Origin of the sequence: Knoellia sinensis KCTC 19936, assembly GCF_000768705.1 — a bacterium.
Classification (GTDB): Bacteria; Actinomycetota; Actinomycetes; order Actinomycetales; family Dermatophilaceae; genus Knoellia; species Knoellia sinensis.
Genome location: NZ_AVPJ01000003.1, coordinates 219,268 through 239,026, shown reverse-complemented (window position 1 = coordinate 239,026; position 19,759 = coordinate 219,268). Strand labels below are relative to the sequence as shown.

Below are 19,759 nucleotides of genomic sequence, written 5' to 3'. Positions count from 1 at the left end.
CGGCTTGGCCCCAGATACATCGTCCCGCGCAGAACTTCCCGCTGTCCTGCGAATTACGGAAAATGCCACCGGTGGGCGGCAGGCACCGTGCGGAGTCGGCGCCGTCTAGGCTGCGTCACGATGAGCGTGCTCGAAGTGGTGGTGAGGTCGGTGGCCGTGCTGGCCGCCTTCCTCGTGTTTCCCCTGCTCGTCGGCCAGACCGAGCACAAACTCATGGCACACATGCAGGGCCGTCTCGGACCGATGTATGCCGGTGGCTTCCATGGGTGGGCCCAGCTCGTGGCGGACGGGGTGAAGTTCGCGCAGAAGGAGGACATCACTCCACGCGCGGCTGACCGCTGGATCTTCAGGGTCGCCCCGTTCGTGGCGCTCGTGCCCTATCTCCTGGCGATGGCGGCCCTGCCGCTGCAGTCCGGCGTGGCTGCCGTCGACGTTCCGGGCAGCGCCGTGCTCGTCCTTGCCTCGACGAGCGTCGGGGCGCTCGGCACGCTCATGGCGGGCTGGGCGAGCGCCAACAAGTACGCGTTGCTGGGAGCGCTGCGTTCTGCCGCCCAGCTCGTGTCCTACGAACTGCCGCTGGTGCTCGCGGTGGCGTCGGCCTGTTTGGCCGCCGGAACGCTGAGCCTGTCTGGCGTGGTCGAGGCCTGGACGCCTTGGTGGCTGATCTGGCAGCTGCCCGGCGCGATCGTCTTCCTCGTCGCGGCCCTCGCCGAGCTGCAACGCCCGCCGTTCGACATGCCGATCGCCGACGCCGAGCTCGTCATGGGGCCGTGGACCGAATACACCGGACTCCGGTTCGCCTTCTTCCTCCTCGCCGAGTACGCCGGAATCGTGGTCTTCTCCCTCCTCTTCGCCGTGCTCTACCTCGGCGGGTGGCGAGGGCCCTTCGACGAGCAACTGGGGTGGCTGTGGACCCTGCTCAAGGGCTTCGGCGTCGCGATTCTCGTCATCTGGTTCCGGGTGGCCTGGCCCCGCATGCGTGAGGACCAGCTGCAACGGCTCGCTTGGCTCCGACTCCTACCCATGGCGCTGATCCAGTTGGCGCTCACCGGAATTGGCGTGGTGATGACGCAATGAGTGGCGCGAAGAGCAACGCGAAGGGCGGCCAGCAGAAGCCCAGCCCGAGCGGCAGCAAGGCCAGCACGAAGGGCCTGCTGCCCGGCATACTCAAGGGTTTGGCGACCACGGCCAAGACAGCCACGAAGAAGGCGCACACGCACGAATACCCCGATGTCGCGCCTGACCTTCCCCCGCGCAGCCGGGGCGTCATCGCGCTGCTCGAGGAGAACTGCACGAGCTGCATGCTCTGCGCGCGTGAGTGCCCTGACTGGTGCATCTACATCGACTCGCACAAGGAGACGATCCCGGCGACGACCGAGGGTGGTCGTGACCGCCAGCGCAACGTCCTCGACAACTTCTCCATCGACTTCTCGCTGTGCATGTATTGCGGGATCTGCATCGAGGTCTGCCCCTTCGACGCGCTGTTCTGGAGTCCGCAGTTCGAGTACGCCGAGACCGACATCCGCGACCTCCTCCACGACAAGGAGCGGCTCGGCGGGTGGATGGAGACCGTCCCGCCGCCGCCCGCGCTCGACGAGCGCTCCGCCGAGCCGGCCGAGGTGACGGCCGCCAACAAGCCCGCTCGCCCGACGAGGGCAGCGCGGGAGCCGCGGGAGCCACGCGAGCCACGCCCTGCTGCAGGACCGGACGCATGACGGGACTCGACCTGGCTTTTGCGGCGTGTGGGGCACTGGCCGTCGTGGGTGGGCTGCTGGCCGTGACGACCCGCCACGTGGTGCATGCCGCACTGTGGCTCGTCGTTGCCCTGCTCGGCGTCGCCGGATGTCTGCTCGTGCTGGGACATGAGCTCGTGGCGCTGGTGCTCGTGCTCGTCTATGTGGGCGCGATCGTCGTGCTCGTGCTCTTTGCGCTCATGCTGACGCGCGCGCCGATCGGGCCGGACCTCGTCCACGACGTGCCGTGGTGGCGACGCATGCTGGCCGGAGCGGCGGGCGCTGCGACCACGGCGCTGTTGCTCGCAGCGCTCCTGCCCCTGGCCGGCGGCGCCGTCGAGCGGCGTGAGATCTCGAACCAGGCCGTCGCGACCGAGATCTTCGGGACGTGGGTGTGGCCGTTCGAGGCACTGTCCGTGCTCCTGCTCGCCGCGCTCATCGCCGCGCTCGCAGTGTCCCGCGGTCGCCGCGCCGAGGAGGTGTCGGGGGAGTGATCCACCTCGCGGGTCCCTACATCCTCGCCGCACTTCTCGTCGGCCTCGGCGTCATGGGCGTCACCGTCCGCCGCAACGCCGTCCTGCTCCTGATCGGCGTCGAGCTGATCCTCTCGGGGTCCCTCGTCCTCCTCGTCGCATCCGGTGCCACGAGCCCCTCACGCTGGGAGGCGTCGAGCGTCCTCCCGCTGTTCGTCATCACGATCGCCGCAGCCGAGGTCGTCGTGGCGCTCGCGGTCATCCTCGCCGCCTTCCGGCACCGCAGCTCGATCGATCTCGATGAACCGCACTCCAAGGCGGAGGTCGGGGCAGGAGGAGGTGAGCAGGTGTGAGCGCGCTCTGGGTGTCCTCCCTCCTCGTCCTCATTCCCGTGCTCGCGGCCCTGCTGACCCTGGGCCTGCGGCGCACGCCTCACCTCGCGGCTCGGGTCGCGTCGGGCGCAGCCATCGTGTCGGTCGTCGTGGGGATCATCGGGATGGCGGTCGCTCCGACCCGGAACCAACGCACGGCGCAACCGTCCGACACCTTCCACGTCGGCGACCTCGAGATGCCGCTCGCACTCGGCTCTGGTCCCACGACGGCCGCGGTCGCCGCGATCGTCGCCCTCGTCGCGGCGGTCGTGCTGGTCTTCACCCAGTGGTATCTCGACGACGACGACCGGCTCGCCCAGTTCGCCGCGACCGTGTCGCTCTTCACGGCCGCGATGATGCTCGTCGTCCACGCCCGCGACCTCGTGCTCACCCTCATCGGCTGGGAGGTCATGGGCTGGTGCTCCTACCTGCTCATCGGCCACTGGTCCCGCAAGGAGAGCGCTCGCCGCGCGGCCTACAAGTCCTTCATCGTCACACGCGTCGCCGACATCGGCTTCGTCCTCGGCATCGTGGGCCTGAGCGCCGGCGCGGGCTCGACCGGGCTCGATGCGGTCGTCTCCCACTGGACAGGTGAGGGCGGCGCTGTTCCCGAGCCCTGGACGCGCTCCGTCCTGCTCGCCCTCGTCGTGATCGGCGTCCTCGGCAAGTCGGCGCAGTTCCCCTTCCAGGACTGGCTGCCCGACGCGATGGAGGGCCCCACCCCGGCCTCTGCGCTGATCCACGCAGCCACCATGGTTGCTGCGGGCACGGTCGTCCTGGCGCAGCTCTTCCCGGTCCTCGTCCTGGCTGACGGTGCCCGCTGGCTGCTCGGCATCGCCGTGGCCATGACGATGGTGGGGGCGGCCGCGCTCGCCCTCGGACAATCCGACCTCAAGCGCCTGCTCGCGTGGTCGACGGTGAGCCAGGTGGCGATCATGCTCTCCGCCCTGGCGACGGCCACGGAGGCGATCGGTCCTGACCCGGGCCTGTTCCACCTCTGGTCGCACGCGATCTTCAAGTCCCTCCTCTTCCTGACGATCGGGTGGCTCTCGGTCGTCGCTGGCTCGACCCTCGCCATGGCCCTGCGTGGGTCCGGCCACGTGCACCAGCTCGCGCTGGTCGCCTGGCTGTTCGGCCTCCTCGCACTGGCCGGGGCTCCGTTCGTGGTGGGCGGGCTCTCGAAGGAGCACGTCATCGTCACGGCCTACGAAGGCGCGATCGGCTCGGGCGGGCCAGGCGTCGTCGTGCTGGCGGCCCTGCTCGTGACCGTGGTCCTCACCGCGGCCTACGCCACCCGGGCCTACCTGGTCGTCGCGGCCCCCGACGGAGAACGATCCGTGTCCACGCGGTCACACGCGGTCGGGGACGAGACGGCGGCTCACGAGCTCGACGAGACGGCCGTTCTTGAGGAGCAGCACGACCACTCCGGTATGCCGTCCGCCCCCGTCCTCGCCTCCCTCGCCCTTCTCACTGTGCTCACCGTCGTCGGCGGGCTGGTCATGCTCACCGGCCTCTTCAACCTCCACCGGGCGTCGATGTGGTGGATGCTCCTCACCGCGCTCCTCATCGGCATCGGCGCGGGAGTGGTCTGGCTCGCCCGTGGCTACGGCGACCCGCGCAACGCGTTCGTCCGCACTGTGCGCCAGCGCACCCTGGCTGACAACGGATTCGGGTTCGACACGGCATACCGGCGTCTTGTCGCCGGACCGGTCCTCTGGCTCGCGCGGATCGTGGAGTTCCTCGACCGTGAGGTCGTCGACGGCTACGTGCGTGGAGCTGCGGCCTCGGCGGGCATCGCGGGCTGGCTCACCGACCGAGGCCACCGACGTGAGGCGCCGTCCGCAGGAGTCGGACTCGTCGCCCTCGGACTCATCGTCGCGGCCGGGACGGCGGTGCTCACATGGCGTTGATCCTCATGCTTCTCGCCCCCGGAGCCGTCGGACTCTGGCTCGTCACCGGTGGTCGTGCGCTCGCGCCGGCGACCGCTCGGGTCGTCGCCCTCGTGGCCGCTGCCATCGGGGGAGGCGCCGCAGTCGTCGCGAGCGTGATGCGGCCCGTCATCGACCGCGCCTGGATCACCGACCTCGGCGTGCGCTGGCACTTCGAGATCGACGGGATCAGCGCACCGCTCATCGTCCTCACGGCCGTGATCGGAATCCTCGTCGTCGGCCACGCGTGGGTCGAGCGGCCGTGGGAGTCGCCCGGTGCCGGGAGTGCCGCGACCTATCTCGGCTCGTTGCTCCTCGTCATCACCGGAGCGCTCGCGGCCTTTGCCGCACGTGATGCAGTCCTCTTCTTCATCGCGTTCGAGGTCGTCCTCGTGCCGATGTGGGTGCTCATCGGCCGCTACGGCGACCCGCACAGCGCCGCGAAGCGGGCGGACGCCTCGGCCCGGTTCATCCTCTACACCGCCATCGGCTCGACCCTCATGCTGGTCGGGATCCTGCTCCTCGTGGCCCGTGCCGGGACGGCAGACCTCGGTGCCCTCCCGCGGGCGGCCGCCGGCCTCGGTTCCGGCGAGCAGGTCCTCATTGCCCTGCTGCTCACGATCGGCCTCGCCGTCAAGGTGCCAGTGTTCCCCCTGCACACGTGGCTTCCGGCAGCCCACACCACGGCCCCCACGGCTGGGTCAGTGCTGCTGGCCGCCGTGCTCCTGAAGCTGGGCACCTACGGACTCGTGCGGCTGCCCGTCGCCACCGTTCCCGACGGCTTCGGGCGCATCGCACCGGTCCTCGCGATCGCCGGCGCCATCGGCGTCATCTGGGGTGGTCTCATCTGCCTCGTCGAACGCGACCTCAAGCGACTCATCGCCTTCTCGTCGGTCGCGCACATGGGCTTCGTCGTCCTCGCGCTCACTTCCGGGTCCGAGATCGGGCTCCAGGCGGCCCTCCTCGGCAACATCGCCCACGGGGTGATCTCGGCGCTCCTCTTCGTCATCGTCGGTGGGCTCAAGCAGCGGTGGGGCTCGGTCGACCTGGCCGTCGTGCGACCGGCTCTGCGCGAGGTGTCCCCGCGTCTCGGCTTCGCCCTCGTCCTCGGACTCGCGGCTGGTCTCGGCCTGCCCGGGCTCGCTGGCTTCTGGGGTGAGTTCCTCGCCCTCGTGGCGGCATGGAACCCGGTGCACCACACCGGGATCCTGCGCACGTGCGCCGTCATCGCGGCCGTGGGTGCCGCGCTCGCCGCCGCTTATGCGCTCCGAGTGGCGCGCATCGTCTGGGTCGGCGACGAGGTGACGGCCGACGCTGTCGATCAGGCTGCAGACACCCGTGGGATCGAACTCGCCGTGATCGCCACCCTTGCGGTCGCGGTCGTCGCCATCGGCGTCGGACCCTTCCTCGTCCTGGACGTCACCGCCGACGCCGTGGCCACCCTCGTCGGAGGAGCCCGATGACCCTGCAGATCTCGTGGGCCCTGCTCCTCCCCGCCCTCATTCCCGTGGCCGCGATGCTGCTCGTGCTCGTCGTCGACGCGGTGGTTCCTCGTGCCTCACTGGCCGCGCCGGTCATCGGTGCGCTGGGCCTCCTGGGTGGCGCGGTCGCCGCCGTGCCCGGTCTCGACGCCGGCGACCCTCGCCTCACCCTGTGCACGCCGGCCCCGGACGGGCGGTGCATGTGGGACGGCAGCCCCCTCGCGAGCACCCTGCAGATCGCGGCACTCCTCGCCACGCTCGGTGTGCTCGCGCTCATGTCGTGGCGCAAGGCCGGTGTCGTCGACGTCGTCATGTTGCTCGCGTCGGCGAGCGGCGCCGTGGCCGTCGTCGCGGCCACCGACCTCGGCACCTGGCTCATCGCGCTCGAGCTCGCCACTCTGCCGGTGATCGCGCTCGTCGCCTGGCGCGACCGACGTGCTGCTGCTCACGGCGCCCTCACCCTCCTCACAACCTCACTGGTGTCGTTCGGCCTCCTCGTCCTCGGTGCCGCCCTCTGGGTCACTGCCACCGGAGACCCGACGCTCACCGGCCCGTCCTTGGCCACCGCATGGGCCGTGCCCGAGCAGCGCGTCCTCGCGAGCCTCGCGACCGTCGTGCTCATCGCCGGGCTGGCGTTCAAGATCTCGGCCGTGCCGTTCCATGCCTGGACGCCGACGACCCTCACGTCAGGTCCGCTGCCCATCTCGGCACTCCTCGCGTCCGCCTCGAAGATCGCGGCAGTCGGCGCGCTGCTCGTCGTCCTCGCGCCCTATGAGTCCGTCCTCGACCTGTCGCCCGGTCCCCACACCGTCGTCGCCGCCCTCGTGATCGTCACCGTCGCGTCGATGCTCACCGGCACCGTCATGGCCCTGCGCCAGACCGAGGTCGTCCGCCTCCTCGCGTGGTCGACGATCGCCCAGGCGGGCTGGGTCCTCCTGCCGCTCACCGCGTTGTCCGTCGCCGGCCGTCAGGCTGCCGCGATCTACGTCCTCGTGTATGCCGTCGCCAGCCTCGTCGCGTTCGCTGCGGTCCGAGCCATCCACGGACAGCACGTCGAAGACGGACGGGAGCTCACGGCATACAAGGGTCTTCTGCGACGCGACCCGATCGCGGGAGGGACGCTCGCTGTCGCACTCCTCGTCCTGGCCGGACTGCCGCCGGGCATCATCGGACTGGTTGCCAAGGTCATGACGATCCGACCGGTCGTCGACGCGGGGCTGTGGCCGGTGGCGGTCGTGGCCGTGGTCGCGGCAGTGCTCGGCATCGCCGTCTATGTGCGGTGGTTCGCGGTGATGTTCGGTGATCCGGACGCGTCGGCGCCGAAGCGACCCGGGCGTCGCCGGGCAAGTGTGGCGGTCGCGGTGGCCGGCACGGCCGTCCTCGTCGTCACGAGCGTGCTCCCGCAGGTCCTCCTCGGGCTAGTCTCCTGACCAGCGCCCCCGCGCCCTGTCGGAACGATCCGTGCTCACTCACGCGTTGGAGATGACATGCACAACCATTTCAACGGCCTGAAGACCGCTGGCCTCTTCGGACTCATCTGGGCGCTTCTGCTCGGGCTCGGCTGGATCGCGGCGAACGCGTTCAACATGCCCATCCTCATCTGGGTGTTCGGCTTCATCGGCCTCGCGACGACGTTCTACTCGTACTGGAACAGCGACAAGCTCGCCATCAAGGCGATGCACGCGTTCCCCGTGAGCGAGGCCGAGGCGCCGGCGATGTATCGCATCGTCCGCGAACTCTCGACCAAGGCCGGTCAGCCGATGCCCGCGCTCTACATCTCCCCGACCGAGGCGCCCAACGCGTTCGCGACGGGCCGCAACCCGCAGCACGCGGCCGTCTGCTGCACCCAGGGCATCCTGCGGCTCCTCGACGAGCGTGAGCTGCGCGGCGTGCTCGGACACGAGCTCATGCACGTCTACAACCGCGACATCCTCACCGGATCCGTCGCGGCTGCGATCGCCGGCGTCATCAGCACCATCGGGCAGGTGCTCTCGTTCGGCGCGATGTTCGGCGGTGGCAACCGCGACAGCAACAACCCAGGCGGCATGATCGCGGGTCTCGCGATGGCGTTCCTTGCACCTATCGCTGCGATGTTCATCCAGCTCGCGATCTCGCGGACCCGTGAGTACGACGCCGACGAGGACGGGGCGAACCTCACCGGCGACCCGCTGGCGCTGGCGTCCGCCCTGGCCAAGCTCGAGGCTGGGGTGTCACAGGCGCCGCTGGCTCCGACGAAGGACCTCGTGAACGCGAGCCACATGATGATCGCCAACCCCTTCCGCGCGCAGGACATCTCGCGTCTCATGGCGACCCACCCGCCGATGGCAGACCGCATCGCGCGACTCCAGGGCATGGCGACGGGCTACCGCCCCAACTGACGCCCGAGCACGACCCGGAAGTCGTCGGGTGACGCGGATATTGCCGCGTCACCCGACGACTTCCCCGTCATTGCAGCAGCGGTCGCGCATGGACTCCGTCTCTCTCCTCTGGTGGAGTGAACGAGGCGGTGCCACGCTGGTGCTCGTGGTCCGAACCCGGACCGTCGTTCGATCACCCGGAGGTCAGCGTGGCGCGCAAGGTCGGATACATCGTCGGAAGCCTGTCCAAGGACTCCATCAATCGGATCCTGAGCACCTGCCTCATCGCGGTGGCTCCCGACGGTCTCGAGTTCACCGAGATCCCCATCGGCGACCTGCCGCTCTACAACCGTGACCTCGACAACGACTACCCCGCATCGGCGACGGCCCTCAAGGACGCCATTGCCTCATCCGATGCCCTGCTCTTCATCACCCCTGAATACAACCGCTCGATCCCGGGTGCCCTCAAGAACGCCATCGACTGGGCATCACGTCCCTGGGGGCAGAACTCCTTCGACCACGTCCCGGCGGGTGTCATCGGCACCTCGCCTGGCAACATCGGCACTGCGGTCGGGCAGCAGACCCTCCGGCTCTGCCTCAGCTTCGTGAATGCGCGCCAGATGACGGCTCCCGAGGCCTACATCCAGTTCGACCCCGAGATCTACCTTCCGACGGGTGAGGTCACCGATGCCGAGTCCAAGGAGGTCCTCGCGAGCTACATGCAGGAGTTCCAGGAGCACGTCGAACGGGTTCTCACGGTTCTGCCACGCAACTGAGGCAATCGCGAAGAGGCGGCCGCCGCGGTGTGACACGATCGCGGCGTGCCATCCCTGACTCGCGACGAAGCCCGGCAGCGGGCGCACCTCATCTCCGTCGACCGCATGGAGGTGGACCTCGACCTCGATAGAGGAGGGGAGCTCTTCGGGTCGACGACGCGAATCCGCTTCTCCTGCAGGGCTCCCGGTGAGTCGACCTTCTTGGACGTGCGCGCGGTGAGCTGCGAGCGGATCGAGCTGAACGGCATACACGTTGATCCCGGCGCGATCGTCGACGGGCGCCTGCCGCTCACGGGACTCGCTGCGGACAACGTCGTCGAGGTCGTCACGACCATGGACTACTCGCGCGACGGGCAGGGTCTGCACCGGAGCACCGACCCGGCCGACGGCGAGGACTACGTCTACGGACACCTCTTCCTCGACGCTGCGCCGAAGGTCTTCGCCTGCTTCGACCAGCCCGACCTCAAGGCGCCCTATGTCGTGACCGTCCGCGCTCCCGAGTCGTGGGTCGTCCTCGGCAATGGGCGTGCCACCCGCGGTGACGACAACGTGTGGCAGCTCAGCGAAACCCTGCCGCTCGCAACGTACTTCGTCACCGTGTGTGCCGGCCCCTACGTGTCCGTCCGTGACGAGCACGACGGCATTCCGCTCGGCATTCACGCGCGACGCTCACTTCAGGAGGTTCTCGAGCGTCACGCACCGCAGATGCTCGAGGTGACGAAGCAGTCCTTCGACCACTACCACCGGACCTTCGGGGTGCGCTATCCGTTCGGCGACTACGACCAGGTCTTCGTCCCGGAGTTCAACGCTGGCGCCATGGAGAACCCGGGGTGCGTGACCTTCCGCGACACGATGCTCTTCCGGGGCGCGGCGACGCGCGAGCAGGTACTCCAGCGCAGCAACACCATCGCCCACGAGATGGCGCACGTGTGGTTCGGCGACCTCGTGACGATGCGCTGGTGGGACGACCTCTGGCTCAACGAGTCCTTCGCCGAGTTCATGGCCTACACCTGCACGAGCGCCGCGACTGAGTTCACGGACGCCTGGGTCGAGTTCGGGATCTCGCGCAAGCAGTGGGGCTACGCCGCTGAGCGCGCGCCGTCGACCCATCCTGTTGCCGGGTCGCCCGCTCCCGATGCGCAGAGCGCGCTGGAGAACTTCGACGGCATTTCCTACGCGAAGGGCGCGTCCGTCCTGCGTCAACTGGTGGCGCACATGGGTGAGGAGGCGTTCAACGCCGGCGTCACGGCATACCTGCGTTCGCACGAGCACGGCAACGGTGAGCTGTCCGAGTTCCTCGCTGCGATGGAGGAGGCGCACGGCTCGTCGCTCGACATGTGGAGTCAGGCCTGGCTCGAGACCGCGGGGGTCGACGTCATCGCGCTCGATCGGGACGGCGCCATGACGCGCACGACGCCGGAGAACTACCCGGCTGATCGCACCCACGCACTCGACGTCGCGGGATTCACTGACGGAGCCGAGGTGTTCCGGATTCCTGTCACCCTGGACGAGCCCGAGGTCAGTGTCGACGGCCTCGGAGGTGCGATCGTGGTCGTGCCCAACGCCAGTGACCTCACCTGGGCCCAGATCGACCTCGACGAGGCGACGCTTGCTGGCCTGCCTCACGAGCTCCCGGCGATCGGCGACCCCGTGGCCCGGTCGGTCGTGTGGGGATCGGTGCTGACCGGTGTCTACCGCGGGAACCTCGACCCGCGCGTTGCCCTCGACATCCTCACTGCCACGTGGCATGGGGAGCCGCACGACGCGCTCATGGCCCGCGTGGCGCTCGCCTTCACGGAGCGGATCGTGCCGCAGTTCATCGTGCCCGACGGCGTTGCCGAGGCCCGGGGCCGGATTGCCGGCGCAGCGCTCATGGCGCTCCAGGGCGCGGAGCCGGGTTCGGACCGGGCACTCGTCGCAGCGCGCGTGCTCGCTGGGACGACTGACGACGACGACCGGCTCACAGGCTGGGTGTCCGGTGCGTCCCTGCCGGTCGGACTCGAGGGCGACTCCGACTTCCGGTGGCTCGTGCTCCAGAGGATGGCCCGGCTCGACCTCGCCCCCGACGACCTCATCGACCGTGTCAGCGCCGACGACACGACTCTCTCGGGGCGGTTGGCCGCGCTCACCACGCGCGCCGCGCGACCCGGCATACGGGACAAGGAATGGGCGTGGGGCGAGATCACGACGAACCGTGAGCGCAGCAACTACGAACTCAACGCGCTGGCCACCGGCTTCTGGTCGAGCGGCTCCGTCGACGACCTTCGTCCGTATGCCGCGCGCTATGTCTCCGACATCCCGCACCTGGCCGAGTGGGTCGGCGCCGACGCACTGGATCGCGTTGCGACGCTGGCGTTTCCGTCGCTGATCGTCGAGCCGGAGACCGTTGAGGTGGTGCACGAGGCGATCGCCCGCCCGGACATCACGGCCGGTGTGCGGCGCGCGATGGGCGACGAGTTGAGCAAGCTCGAAGAGGCGCTTGCGTCACGCGCCCGCTGGGCCTGAATCCAGCTGCTCGACGACGGTGTCGCCGTGGCGATGGGCGACCCGCCATTGGCCGTCTTCCCTGCGATAGACCTGCGTCGCCCGCAGGGTGTAGATCCGCGGCTGGCCGTCCACGGAGACGCTGGTGTGCTCTAGGGCGGCCGTGAACGCCATGTCGCCCACAACGTCGCAGGCCAGCAGCTCCGTGGTCCAGGAGGCGCAATCGCTGAAGCTCGCCCCCAGGTAGGTGAAGAGGTCGTTGACCTCCTGCTGCCCGATGGCATTCCTCCATGCGCCGAGGACGCTCACCGGCTCAGCGCGCGACCACAGTGCGCGGCGTGGCTCAGGGGCGCCGTTGTGCAGTGCACGCTCAGCCTCGTCCAGGGTCGTCCTGAACCACCTGAGGAACTCCTCGCGATCAGTGGCGGTCATGCCTCATGTTCCCGCCGCCGCGTCGTTTCGTCTTCCGTTTGGCGACCGGAGGAAAGGTGTGGGGTCCGGAGGAAAATGAACCCTCCGGACCCCGGACGTCCCCTCATGGGGAGCGAAAGTTGGGGCGGGTCAGCGGTAGTTGGTGTACTGCAGCGCCACGTCGAGGTCGGCGCCGCTGAGCATCCGCTGCACGGCCTGCAGGTCGTCGCGGGACTTGCTCGACACGCGCAGCTCGTCGCCCTGGATCTGGGACTTCACGCCCTTGGGGCCCTCGTCGCGGATGAGCTTGTTGATCTTCTTGGCGTTCTCCTGCGAGATGCCCTGCTTGAGCGGGACGTCGAGCTTGTATTCCTTGCCCGACAGGCGCGGTCCGGCCTCGGGCACGTCGAGGTGCTTGAGCGACACCTTGCGCTTGACGAGCCAGGTCTGGACGACGTCGAGCACGGCGAGGCAGCGCTCCTCGGAATTGGCCTGCATGGAGATCGACTCGCCGGAGAGTTCCACCTTGGCGCCGACGTTCTTGAAGTCGTAGCGGTTGGCGACCTCCTTGGCTGCAGCGTTGACGGCGTTGGCGATCTCCTGCTTGTCGTAGTTGCTGACGATGTCCATGGAGCTGTCCGCCACGGGTCCTCCTCGGTCGTGTGCCGGACGGCCGCGTGGGCCGTCCGAGGGCACGGTTTCGTTGTTGGGTGGTTGGCTTGCTATCCTTCCACGCGCACGGCAGGTTGCCCGAGCGGCCAATGGGAGCGGACTGTAAATCCGTCGCGAAAGCTTCGAAGGTTCGAATCCTTCACCTGCCACCACGTGCACGAAGGCCCTTGATCGGTATGCCGGTCAGGGGCCTTCGTCATGCACCTCACCGTGCGTTCACGTTCAGTTCGACCAGCCCGGCATCGCGCTCGCTCAGGGGCCCTCATCGTCCGGGGACCATGTCAGCTCGGCGGCCACGCTGCTCGACGAGCGTTCGAGAAGCCGGAATGACCACTCCGCGAGCTCGTGCTCGACGACCGCGAAGGCCGCACAACACGCTGACAGTGGGCGAGGGGTCGGCGGGATAGCTGCCAAGACCTGAACTCAAGGAAGGAATGCAGCGCACTGCTCGGCTCACGTGGCTGCCACGGCGGAGGTGCCATGTCCTGCTACCTCAGGGTGTGGGAGGGTTCCTACTTCCGAAACCCGAGCCGAACCCTTATGTTGACTCGGTGAACTCAATGCCCGCACCGGGTTCCCAGGCGTCTCTGCGTGAGATGAACCGCCTGCGCGTCCTCGACACCGTGCGCGAGCATGGCGCGCTGACCCAGGTCGAGATCGCGGGAGTGACTGGGCTGTCGGCCGCCACGGTGTCGAATGTGGTCAAAGAGCTTGACTCGGCGGGCGCCGTCATCCTCTCGCCCAGCATCCGCAATGGGCGACGCGCCGTGCGGGTGTCGTTGGCCGCATCAACGGGCCTCATCGGTGCGGTGGTGTTCGGAGACCGTGACGTGCGCGTGGTCATCGGAACCGGCGGCAAGGAGATCGTTGCCCAGAAGCGGATGCCTTTGCCTGCCGACCATGCCGCCGACGAAGGCATCGATCGAGGCGCCCGACTCATCCACGAGCTCATCGCGCACAGCGGGCACATGCCCAGCGACGTGCGGGCGGTGGGGGTCGGACTTCCAGCCCCCATCGACACCGTGACAGGTCTCGTTGGCTCCAACGGCATCCTCCCCGGTTGGCGTGGCGTCGACGTCCGGGCGGTGATGCAGGAGGCCTTGGGCACTCAGGTGCTCCTCGACAACACTGCCAACCTCGCTGCTCTCGGGGAGGCGAAATTCGGTGCGCTGCAGGGTGTTTCGACCGGTGTCTTCATCAAAGCGTCCTACGGAGTGGGGGCTGGGCTGATCCTGGGGGGCGAGGTCTTCCGAGGCAGCGCGGGCACCGCCGGAGAGATCGGGCACGTGACGATCGACGAGAACGGCCCGGTGTGCAGGTGCGGCAATCGCGGTTGTCTCGACACGTTTGTCGGCGCGCAGGCCGTGCTGACCGCGCTGCGCGCGACGCACGGGTCGCTCACGCTCAGGGACGTCATCTCTCGGGCGCTCGACGGCGACGCGGGTTGCCGCCGCGTTCTCGAGGACTCCGGCCGGCACGTCGGAGTGGCCGTTGCAGGTGTGGTGAATCTGCTCAACCCGGAGGTCGTCGTCCTCGGCGGTCAGGTCTCCAGACTCGGCGAGATCGTCCTTCAGCCGATGAGAGAGGCCATCGAGCGCTGCGCGATTCCCAGCGCAGCGGCAACCGTCGATGTGCGCGTCGGCGTGCTGGATCCTGACGTGGCAGACGCCGTGGGCGCGCTCGCCCTGGCCGACCAGGTGCGCGAAGACGCGGACCGCGCGGCTCTCCTCGTGGGGCAGCCGTAACCATTTCGTTGTCTCAATTGCTTGCATTCAAGCCTTGACGACAACCGTCGAGGCGGAGTTGAATCCCAATGACCGCACCAGAGAGGTTGCGGACAAGCCTCAGGAGAATCGCATGAAGACTCGACCGATCCGCATCGTCGGGGCCGCGCTCGCTCTCGGTCTCACCGTCACGGGACTCGCCGCCTGCGGCGACAACGGCTCTGACGCCGGCTCGTCCGGCGCCACCGGAGGCTCCGGTGACAGCGCCAAGAAGATCGCGCTGCTTCTGCCCGAGAACAAGACCGCCCGGTACGAGGCGTTCGACAAGCCGCTGTTCGAGGCTGCCGTCAAGGCGGACTGCGCGGACTGCGAGGTCATCTACAGCAACGCGAACCAGGACGCCGCCAAGCAGCAGCAGCAGGCCGAGGCCGCGATCACCCAGGGTGCCGAGGTTCTGGTCATGAGTGCTGTCGACGGCAAGTCCGCGGTGACGATCGTGCAGAACGCCAAGGCTCAGGGTGTTCCTGTGATCGCGTACGACCGGTTCATCGCCGGCTCCGACTACTACGTCTCCTTCGACAACAAGAAGGTCGGAGAGCTCCAGGGCACCGGGCTCGTCGAGGCGCTGAAGGCCGCAGGCAAGACCTCCGGCGACATCGTCATGATCAACGGCTCTCCCACCGACGCCAATGCCGCGGACTTCAAGGCCGGCGCCCACAGCGTGCTCGACTCGAGTGGCTACACCGTCAAGGCCGAGTTCGACACCCCGGACTGGAGCCCGGACAACGCCCAGGAGTGGATGGAGAGCCAGATCGGCGCGGTGCAGGCCAACCTCGTCGGCGTCTATGCCGCAAATGACGGCACTGCCGGTGGCGCGATCGCAGCCCTCAAGGGTGGCGGCGTCAACCCACTCCCTCCCGTCACCGGTCAGGACGCTGAACTCGCTGCGATCCAGCGGATCATCTCGGGCGACCAAGCGCTGACGATCTACAAGGCCATCAAGCCGCAGGCCGAGGACGCCGCGAAGAACGCCATCGCCTTGGCGAACAAGCAGAAGCCGACCGCCTCCGCCGACAAGGAGGGTGTCCCCGCGACCCTGCTCGACCCGGTCGTCGTGACCAAGGCGAACATCAAGGACACCATTGTCGCCGACAAGTTCTATGACGTGGCCGACATCTGCACTGCCGAGTACGCAGCCAAGTGCACCGAGCTGGGCATCAGCTGATCCAGCCCTGTGAGCGCGAGCGCCGGGTGGTCGGTCAGGCACCGACCACCCGGCACTTCGCACGACATGCCCCCACGAAGGAGTGAGGCCGAGCATGACCACGACCACAACGGCAGCCCCGGTGCTGTCGATGACTGGTGTGTCCAAGCGGTTCGGGGCCGTTCAGGCCCTCAAGGACATCGAGTTCAGTGTCGACGCCGGTGAGGTCGTGGCCCTCGTGGGCGACAACGGTGCCGGCAAGTCGACCCTCGTGAAGACGATCGCCGGGGTCTATACCCCGGACGAAGGGCAGGTGAACTTCGCCGGGTCCCCCGTCTCGATCGGCTCGCCGGCCGAGGCGCAGGAGCTCGGCATCGCGACGGTGTTCCAGGACCTTGCCCTGTGCGACAACCTCGACGTCGTCGGCAACCTCTTTCTCGGCAGCGAGCTGCTGCACAAGGGGGCTCTGGACGAGGTGACCATGGAGAAGGAGTCATGGCGACTCCTTCGTGAGCTGTCCGCCAAGATTCCCAGCGTCCGCATAGCGGTCGCGAGTCTCTCGGGTGGCCAGAGGCAGACCGTGGCCATCGCCCGCTCGCTCTTGGGAAAGCCGAAGGTCGTGATGCTCGACGAGCCCACGGCAGCCCTCGGCGTGGCCCAGACGGCGGAGGTGCTCAACCTCGTCGAAAGGCTTCGCGAGAACGGGCTCGGTGTCATCCTCATCAGCCACAACATGTCGGACGTCATGGCCGTCGCCGACCGCGTCGTCGTCCTACGGCTCGGCCGCAACAACGGCGTTTTCCGGGTTGCCGAGACGACCAACCAGGAGATCATCGCCGCCATCACGGGGGCGACGACAAACGCCGTTTCTGCGCGAGCCGCACGCAAGGCCCACCAGGAGGATCAGCCGTGAGCACCCCCGAGACGCAGACTTCGACGAACAACGGCCCCACGCCCGACCAGTCGAGCCTTCCTGCGGACCTGCAGGACGAGCGGCTGATCGCCAGTCAAGGCCTGACCGGCTGGGCATCGGCCTTCTGGAGTCGCTTGCGCTCAGGCGACCTCGGGTCGCTGCCAGTGGTCGTTGGTCTGGTCCTGATCTGGGGTGTCTTCTACGCCTTGAATCCCGCGTTCCTCTCAAGTCGCAACCTCGTCAACCTCAGCCTCCAGATGGTGGCGGTGGGGACGATCGCGATCGGAGTGGTTCTCGTCCTCCTCCTTGGAGAGATCGATCTGTCGGTCGGGTCGATGTCTGGCTTGTCCGCAGCCGTGCTCGCGGTGATGTTCGTCAACAACGGCGTACCAGTGGCCCTCGCGATCCTCGCCGCACTTGGCGTCGCCGCTCTGGTCGGCCTGCTCTACGGGACATTGTTCAATCGCTTCGGGGTGCCGAGCTTCGTCATCACCCTTGCCGGCCTGTTGGCGCTTCTCGGCCTCCAGCTGAGGGTGCTCGGCAACCAAGGCACGATCAACCTCCCGTTCGAGTCGACCCTCGTGCGCTTCGCGTCCCAGCAGTTCCTGCCTCCGTGGCTGGCCTATTCGCTCGCCCTCCTCGCTCCGGCTCTCTATGCCCTTAGCACGCTGCGACGCAACGCGCGTCGCTCCGCGGCCGGGTTGTCGACGACCCCCATCAGCCGGCTCGCCTTGCGCGCCGGTGGTCTCGCCGCGATTCTTGTGATCGCCGTGGCCGTGCTCACCCGGGACCGTGGGGTCTCGGTGATGTTCCTGACGTTCCTGGTGCTGGTCGTCATCATGGATCTCGCGATTCGCCGAACCACCTGGGGGCGCTCGGTCCTCGCCATCGGTGGCAACGTCGAGGCTGCTCGCCGAGCAGGCATCAACGTCAAGCGCGTCTACCTGTCGGTCTTCACCCTGTGTTCCACCTTCGCCGCGCTCGGCGGCATTTTCGCCGCTTCGCGTCTGGCGTCGGCCAATCAGAGCAGCGGCGGTGCGGACACGAACCTCAATGCCATTGCCGCTGCGGTCATCGGCGGGACGAGCCTGTTCGGTGGGCGCGGCTCGGCCTACTCAGCTCTCTTGGGGATCCTCGTGATTCAGTCGATCTCCAACGGCCTCGACCTCTTGGCAGTGGAATCGAACGTCAAGTTCATGGTGACTGGTGCGGTGCTCCTCCTCGCCGTCATCATCGACAGCCTCAGCCGCCGCTCACGCGCGGCCCATGGACGCGCCTGAGCTGGACCCAATGGGCGCTCGAAGTCGACAGTCGGGCGAACTCAGCCCGGGCGGACGAGCCCGGATTCGTAGGCCATGACGACGACCTGAGTGCGATCACGCAGGTCGAGCTTGGCGAGGATTCGCGCCACGTGGGTCTTCACGGTGTTCTCCGTGACGAACAGGCTGGATGCGACCTCCTGGTTGCTGTGACCACGCGCGATCAGGCGCACCACCTCGACCTCGCGTTCCGTCAGCGATGCCATCCCGAGGGGCGCGGGCTTCGGAGCTCTGGCAGCGAACTCGGAGACGAGTCGCCGCGTCACACTCGGCGCGAAGAGGGATCCGCCGTCGGCCACGACCCGGATCGCGGTGATCAGCCTGTCCTCTGAGGCGTCCTTGAGGAGGAAGCCACTGGCCCCGGCACGCAAGGCGTCGTAGACCACCCCATCGAGGTCGAACGTCGTCAGCACGATGACTCGCGTGCCCGACGGTCCCGCAGTGATCGTCTCCGTCGCCGCGATCCCGTCGAGGACGGGCATCCTGACGTCCATCAGGACGACATCGGGGCCGAACTCCTCAGCGAGCCGAATCGCGGCGGCCCCATCGCCGGCCTCGGCGACCACGTCGATGTCCGGTTCGGCGCGGAGGATCATCCGGAAGCCGGCCCGCACCAGGTGCTGGTCATCGGCCAGGAGGACCCGGATCACGACGTGACCGCGTAGGGAATGCGGGCCCGCACGAGGAACCCGCCCTCGGGTTGGGGCCCGACCTCGACCTCGCCGCCAGCGACCGCGACGCGTTCGCGGATTCCCACGAGGCCATGGCCCGCAGTGGTTCGAGCGCCCGTGACTCCCGAGTGAGTTCCGTTGTCGCGGACGGTCAGCCAGAGTTCCTCGGCGCCGTAGGTCAAGGAGACCCAGGCCTGTGCCTCATTCGCGTGCTTGGCCACGTTCGTGAGCGCTTCCTGGACAATCCGGTATGCCGTGGCGTCCAGTCCCGGGGGGAGTGCGGACGGGTCTCCCGTCACCTCCAGGGCGACTGTCACTCCCGAGGTGCGCATCGTCTCGGTGAGGTCCGTGACACGGGACAGGGAGGGCTGTGGCTCGCTGTCGGCACGAGTGTCGGTGTCACGCAGGAGCTGAAGCAGCCGACGCATGTCTGCCAGCGCCTGGGCGTTGGTGTGCTCGATGGCGTCGAACGCACGACGCGACTCGTCGAGGTCCTCGTCCAGCATCCGTCGACCTCCACGTGCCTGGAGGACGGTGACCGAGATGGCGTGCGCCACGACGTCGTGCAGTTCACGGGCGATCCGGGCCCGCTCCTCGGTCACGGCTTGCTTCGTGACCGCGTCTCGCTCCCGTTCGAGGTCGACCTTCTGGGCCGACAGTTCGGACTCGCGATCGCGGCGCAACCGCATGGCCACTCCCGCCGCGAACGGACCACCCACGATGGCGCCGCCGAACAGCACATCGACGTACTTCAGCCGGTCGCCATCGCTGGCGACGAACAGCACGATGCCGACCAGCACCAGTCCCGCCGATACCCAGACGAGGCGACCCGTCGTGTGCGCACCCACGGAGTAGAGGGAAATGAACAAGACGGCCAGGACGGCCATCGACTCCGTCACCTGGTGGCCGACGAGCCACAGAAGTGCGCCCAGAAGGGTCATGGTCGTCAGGAAGCCCAGGAACGCAGAGCGCCGCCGCAGCGCCAACGACAGGCCGGCAAGGAGTCCGAGGACGAGTGCGACCGGCTTCCCCGCGTCGCCGCCGAGCGCCGAGAACTCGGCAACCATCACTGCGGCGAGACCGACGGCGACGACCACGTCGCCGTGCCGCTTCAGCTCGTCGTACAGCCGCACATGACAACGGTACTCACGGCGACCGTGCCGCGACGTCACTCACAGGAATGACACCACCGCGGTGGATCGGTCGCTCGAGCGGACGACGCCGATTCGCTCCGAGTCGTGA

At 68.2% G+C, this 19,759-nt stretch carries 18 protein-coding genes and 1 tRNA gene; 15 read left to right on the top strand and 4 right to left on the bottom strand.

Features of this window, described 5'->3' with window-relative positions; translation table 11 throughout:
* The first annotated feature begins 120 nt into the window (after positions 1 to 120).
* The 10 genes from N802_RS05860 to pepN all read left to right on the top strand — a co-directional run bounded on the left by N802_RS05860 (position 121) and on the right by pepN (position 11,624).
* Complete coding sequence (locus N802_RS05860; protein ID WP_035913552.1) at positions 121 to 1,077, top strand: complex I subunit 1/NuoH family protein; 957 nt, start codon at positions 121 to 123, stop codon at positions 1,075 to 1,077.
* Positions 1,074 to 1,715, top strand: a complete 642-nt coding sequence (locus N802_RS05855; protein ID WP_084071901.1) for a 4Fe-4S binding protein — start codon at positions 1,074 to 1,076, stop codon at positions 1,713 to 1,715. Before N802_RS05860 ends, N802_RS05855 begins: the two co-directional genes overlap by 4 nt.
* The gene (locus N802_RS05850; RefSeq protein ID WP_035913550.1) at positions 1,712 to 2,227 is read left to right on the top strand and encodes an NADH-quinone oxidoreductase subunit J family protein; all 516 of its coding nucleotides are present in this window, start codon (positions 1,712 to 1,714) and stop codon (positions 2,225 to 2,227) included. The genes N802_RS05855 and N802_RS05850 overlap by 4 nt, the downstream gene beginning before the upstream one ends.
* A complete protein-coding gene (gene nuoK, locus N802_RS05845; protein WP_052109468.1) occupies positions 2,224 to 2,559 on the top strand; it encodes an NADH-quinone oxidoreductase subunit NuoK in 336 nt (111 codons plus the stop codon). Before N802_RS05850 ends, nuoK begins: the two co-directional genes overlap by 4 nt.
* On the top strand, positions 2,556 to 4,487 hold the full coding sequence (locus N802_RS05840) for an NADH-quinone oxidoreductase subunit 5 family protein (RefSeq protein ID WP_035913545.1): 1,932 nt from the start codon (positions 2,556 to 2,558) through the stop codon (positions 4,485 to 4,487). Before nuoK ends, N802_RS05840 begins: the two co-directional genes overlap by 4 nt.
* A complete protein-coding gene (locus tag N802_RS05835; protein ID WP_035913543.1) occupies positions 4,478 to 5,968 on the top strand; it encodes a complex I subunit 4 family protein in 1,491 nt (496 codons plus the stop codon). The genes N802_RS05840 and N802_RS05835 overlap by 10 nt, the downstream gene beginning before the upstream one ends.
* On the top strand, positions 5,965 to 7,416 hold the full coding sequence (locus N802_RS05830) for an NADH-quinone oxidoreductase subunit N (RefSeq protein WP_035913540.1): 1,452 nt from the start codon (positions 5,965 to 5,967) through the stop codon (positions 7,414 to 7,416). The genes N802_RS05835 and N802_RS05830 overlap by 4 nt, the downstream gene beginning before the upstream one ends.
* Before the next feature lie 57 nt (positions 7,417 to 7,473).
* A complete protein-coding gene (gene htpX, locus N802_RS05825; protein WP_035913537.1) occupies positions 7,474 to 8,364 on the top strand; it encodes a zinc metalloprotease HtpX in 891 nt (296 codons plus the stop codon).
* Between the two features lie 188 nt (positions 8,365 to 8,552).
* Positions 8,553 to 9,119: an NADPH-dependent FMN reductase gene (locus tag N802_RS05820; RefSeq protein WP_035913846.1), complete on the top strand. Its 567-nt coding sequence runs from the start codon at positions 8,553 to 8,555 to the stop codon at positions 9,117 to 9,119.
* 45 nt (positions 9,120 to 9,164) lie between these two features.
* Entirely contained in the window at positions 9,165 to 11,624 is a 2,460-nt protein-coding gene (gene pepN / locus N802_RS05815; protein ID WP_035913534.1) for an aminopeptidase N, read from the top strand.
* On the opposite strand, the gene N802_RS05810 is transcribed toward pepN, so the two are convergent.
* Positions 11,604 to 12,035 (bottom strand): nuclear transport factor 2 family protein, encoded by a 432-nt coding sequence (locus N802_RS05810; RefSeq protein WP_035913531.1) that lies wholly within the window; start codon positions 12,033 to 12,035, stop codon positions 11,604 to 11,606. The two genes, pepN and N802_RS05810, sit on opposite strands and share 21 nt — an antisense overlap.
* Before the next feature lie 129 nt (positions 12,036 to 12,164).
* On the bottom strand, positions 12,165 to 12,659 hold the full coding sequence (locus N802_RS05805) for a YajQ family cyclic di-GMP-binding protein (protein ID WP_035913528.1): 495 nt from the start codon (positions 12,657 to 12,659) through the stop codon (positions 12,165 to 12,167).
* 95 nt (positions 12,660 to 12,754) lie between these two features.
* On the opposite strand from N802_RS05805, the gene N802_RS05800 reads away from it, so the two are divergent.
* The 5 genes from N802_RS05800 (at position 12,755) to N802_RS05780 (ending at position 17,807) form a co-directional block, all read left to right on the top strand.
* Positions 12,755 to 12,838, top strand: a tRNA-Tyr gene (locus N802_RS05800).
* Positions 12,839 to 13,246: 408 nt separating this feature from the next.
* On the top strand, positions 13,247 to 14,431 hold the full coding sequence (locus N802_RS05795) for an ROK family transcriptional regulator (RefSeq protein WP_035913525.1): 1,185 nt from the start codon (positions 13,247 to 13,249) through the stop codon (positions 14,429 to 14,431).
* A gap of 112 nt (positions 14,432 to 14,543) precedes the next feature.
* A complete protein-coding gene (locus N802_RS05790) occupies positions 14,544 to 15,635 on the top strand; it encodes a substrate-binding domain-containing protein (RefSeq protein ID WP_035913523.1) in 1,092 nt (363 codons plus the stop codon).
* Between the two features lie 94 nt (positions 15,636 to 15,729).
* Positions 15,730 to 16,527: an ATP-binding cassette domain-containing protein gene (locus N802_RS05785; protein ID WP_035913519.1), complete on the top strand. Its 798-nt coding sequence runs from the start codon at positions 15,730 to 15,732 to the stop codon at positions 16,525 to 16,527.
* Positions 16,524 to 17,807 carry a sugar ABC transporter permease gene (locus N802_RS05780; protein WP_035913516.1) on the top strand — a complete coding sequence of 428 codons (1,284 nt, stop codon included), beginning with the start codon at positions 16,524 to 16,526 and terminating at the stop codon, positions 17,805 to 17,807. Before N802_RS05785 ends, N802_RS05780 begins: the two co-directional genes overlap by 4 nt.
* Positions 17,808 to 17,848: 41 nt before the next feature.
* Here the strand turns inward: N802_RS05780 and N802_RS05775 are convergent, their stop codons facing one another.
* On the bottom strand, positions 17,849 to 18,496 hold the full coding sequence (locus N802_RS05775; RefSeq protein ID WP_035913513.1) for a response regulator: 648 nt from the start codon (positions 18,494 to 18,496) through the stop codon (positions 17,849 to 17,851).
* Positions 18,493 to 19,650 (bottom strand): sensor histidine kinase, encoded by a 1,158-nt coding sequence (locus tag N802_RS05770; protein ID WP_052109466.1) that lies wholly within the window; start codon positions 19,648 to 19,650, stop codon positions 18,493 to 18,495. The genes N802_RS05775 and N802_RS05770 overlap by 4 nt, the downstream gene beginning before the upstream one ends.
* Between the last annotated feature and the right edge of the window lie 109 nt (positions 19,651 to 19,759).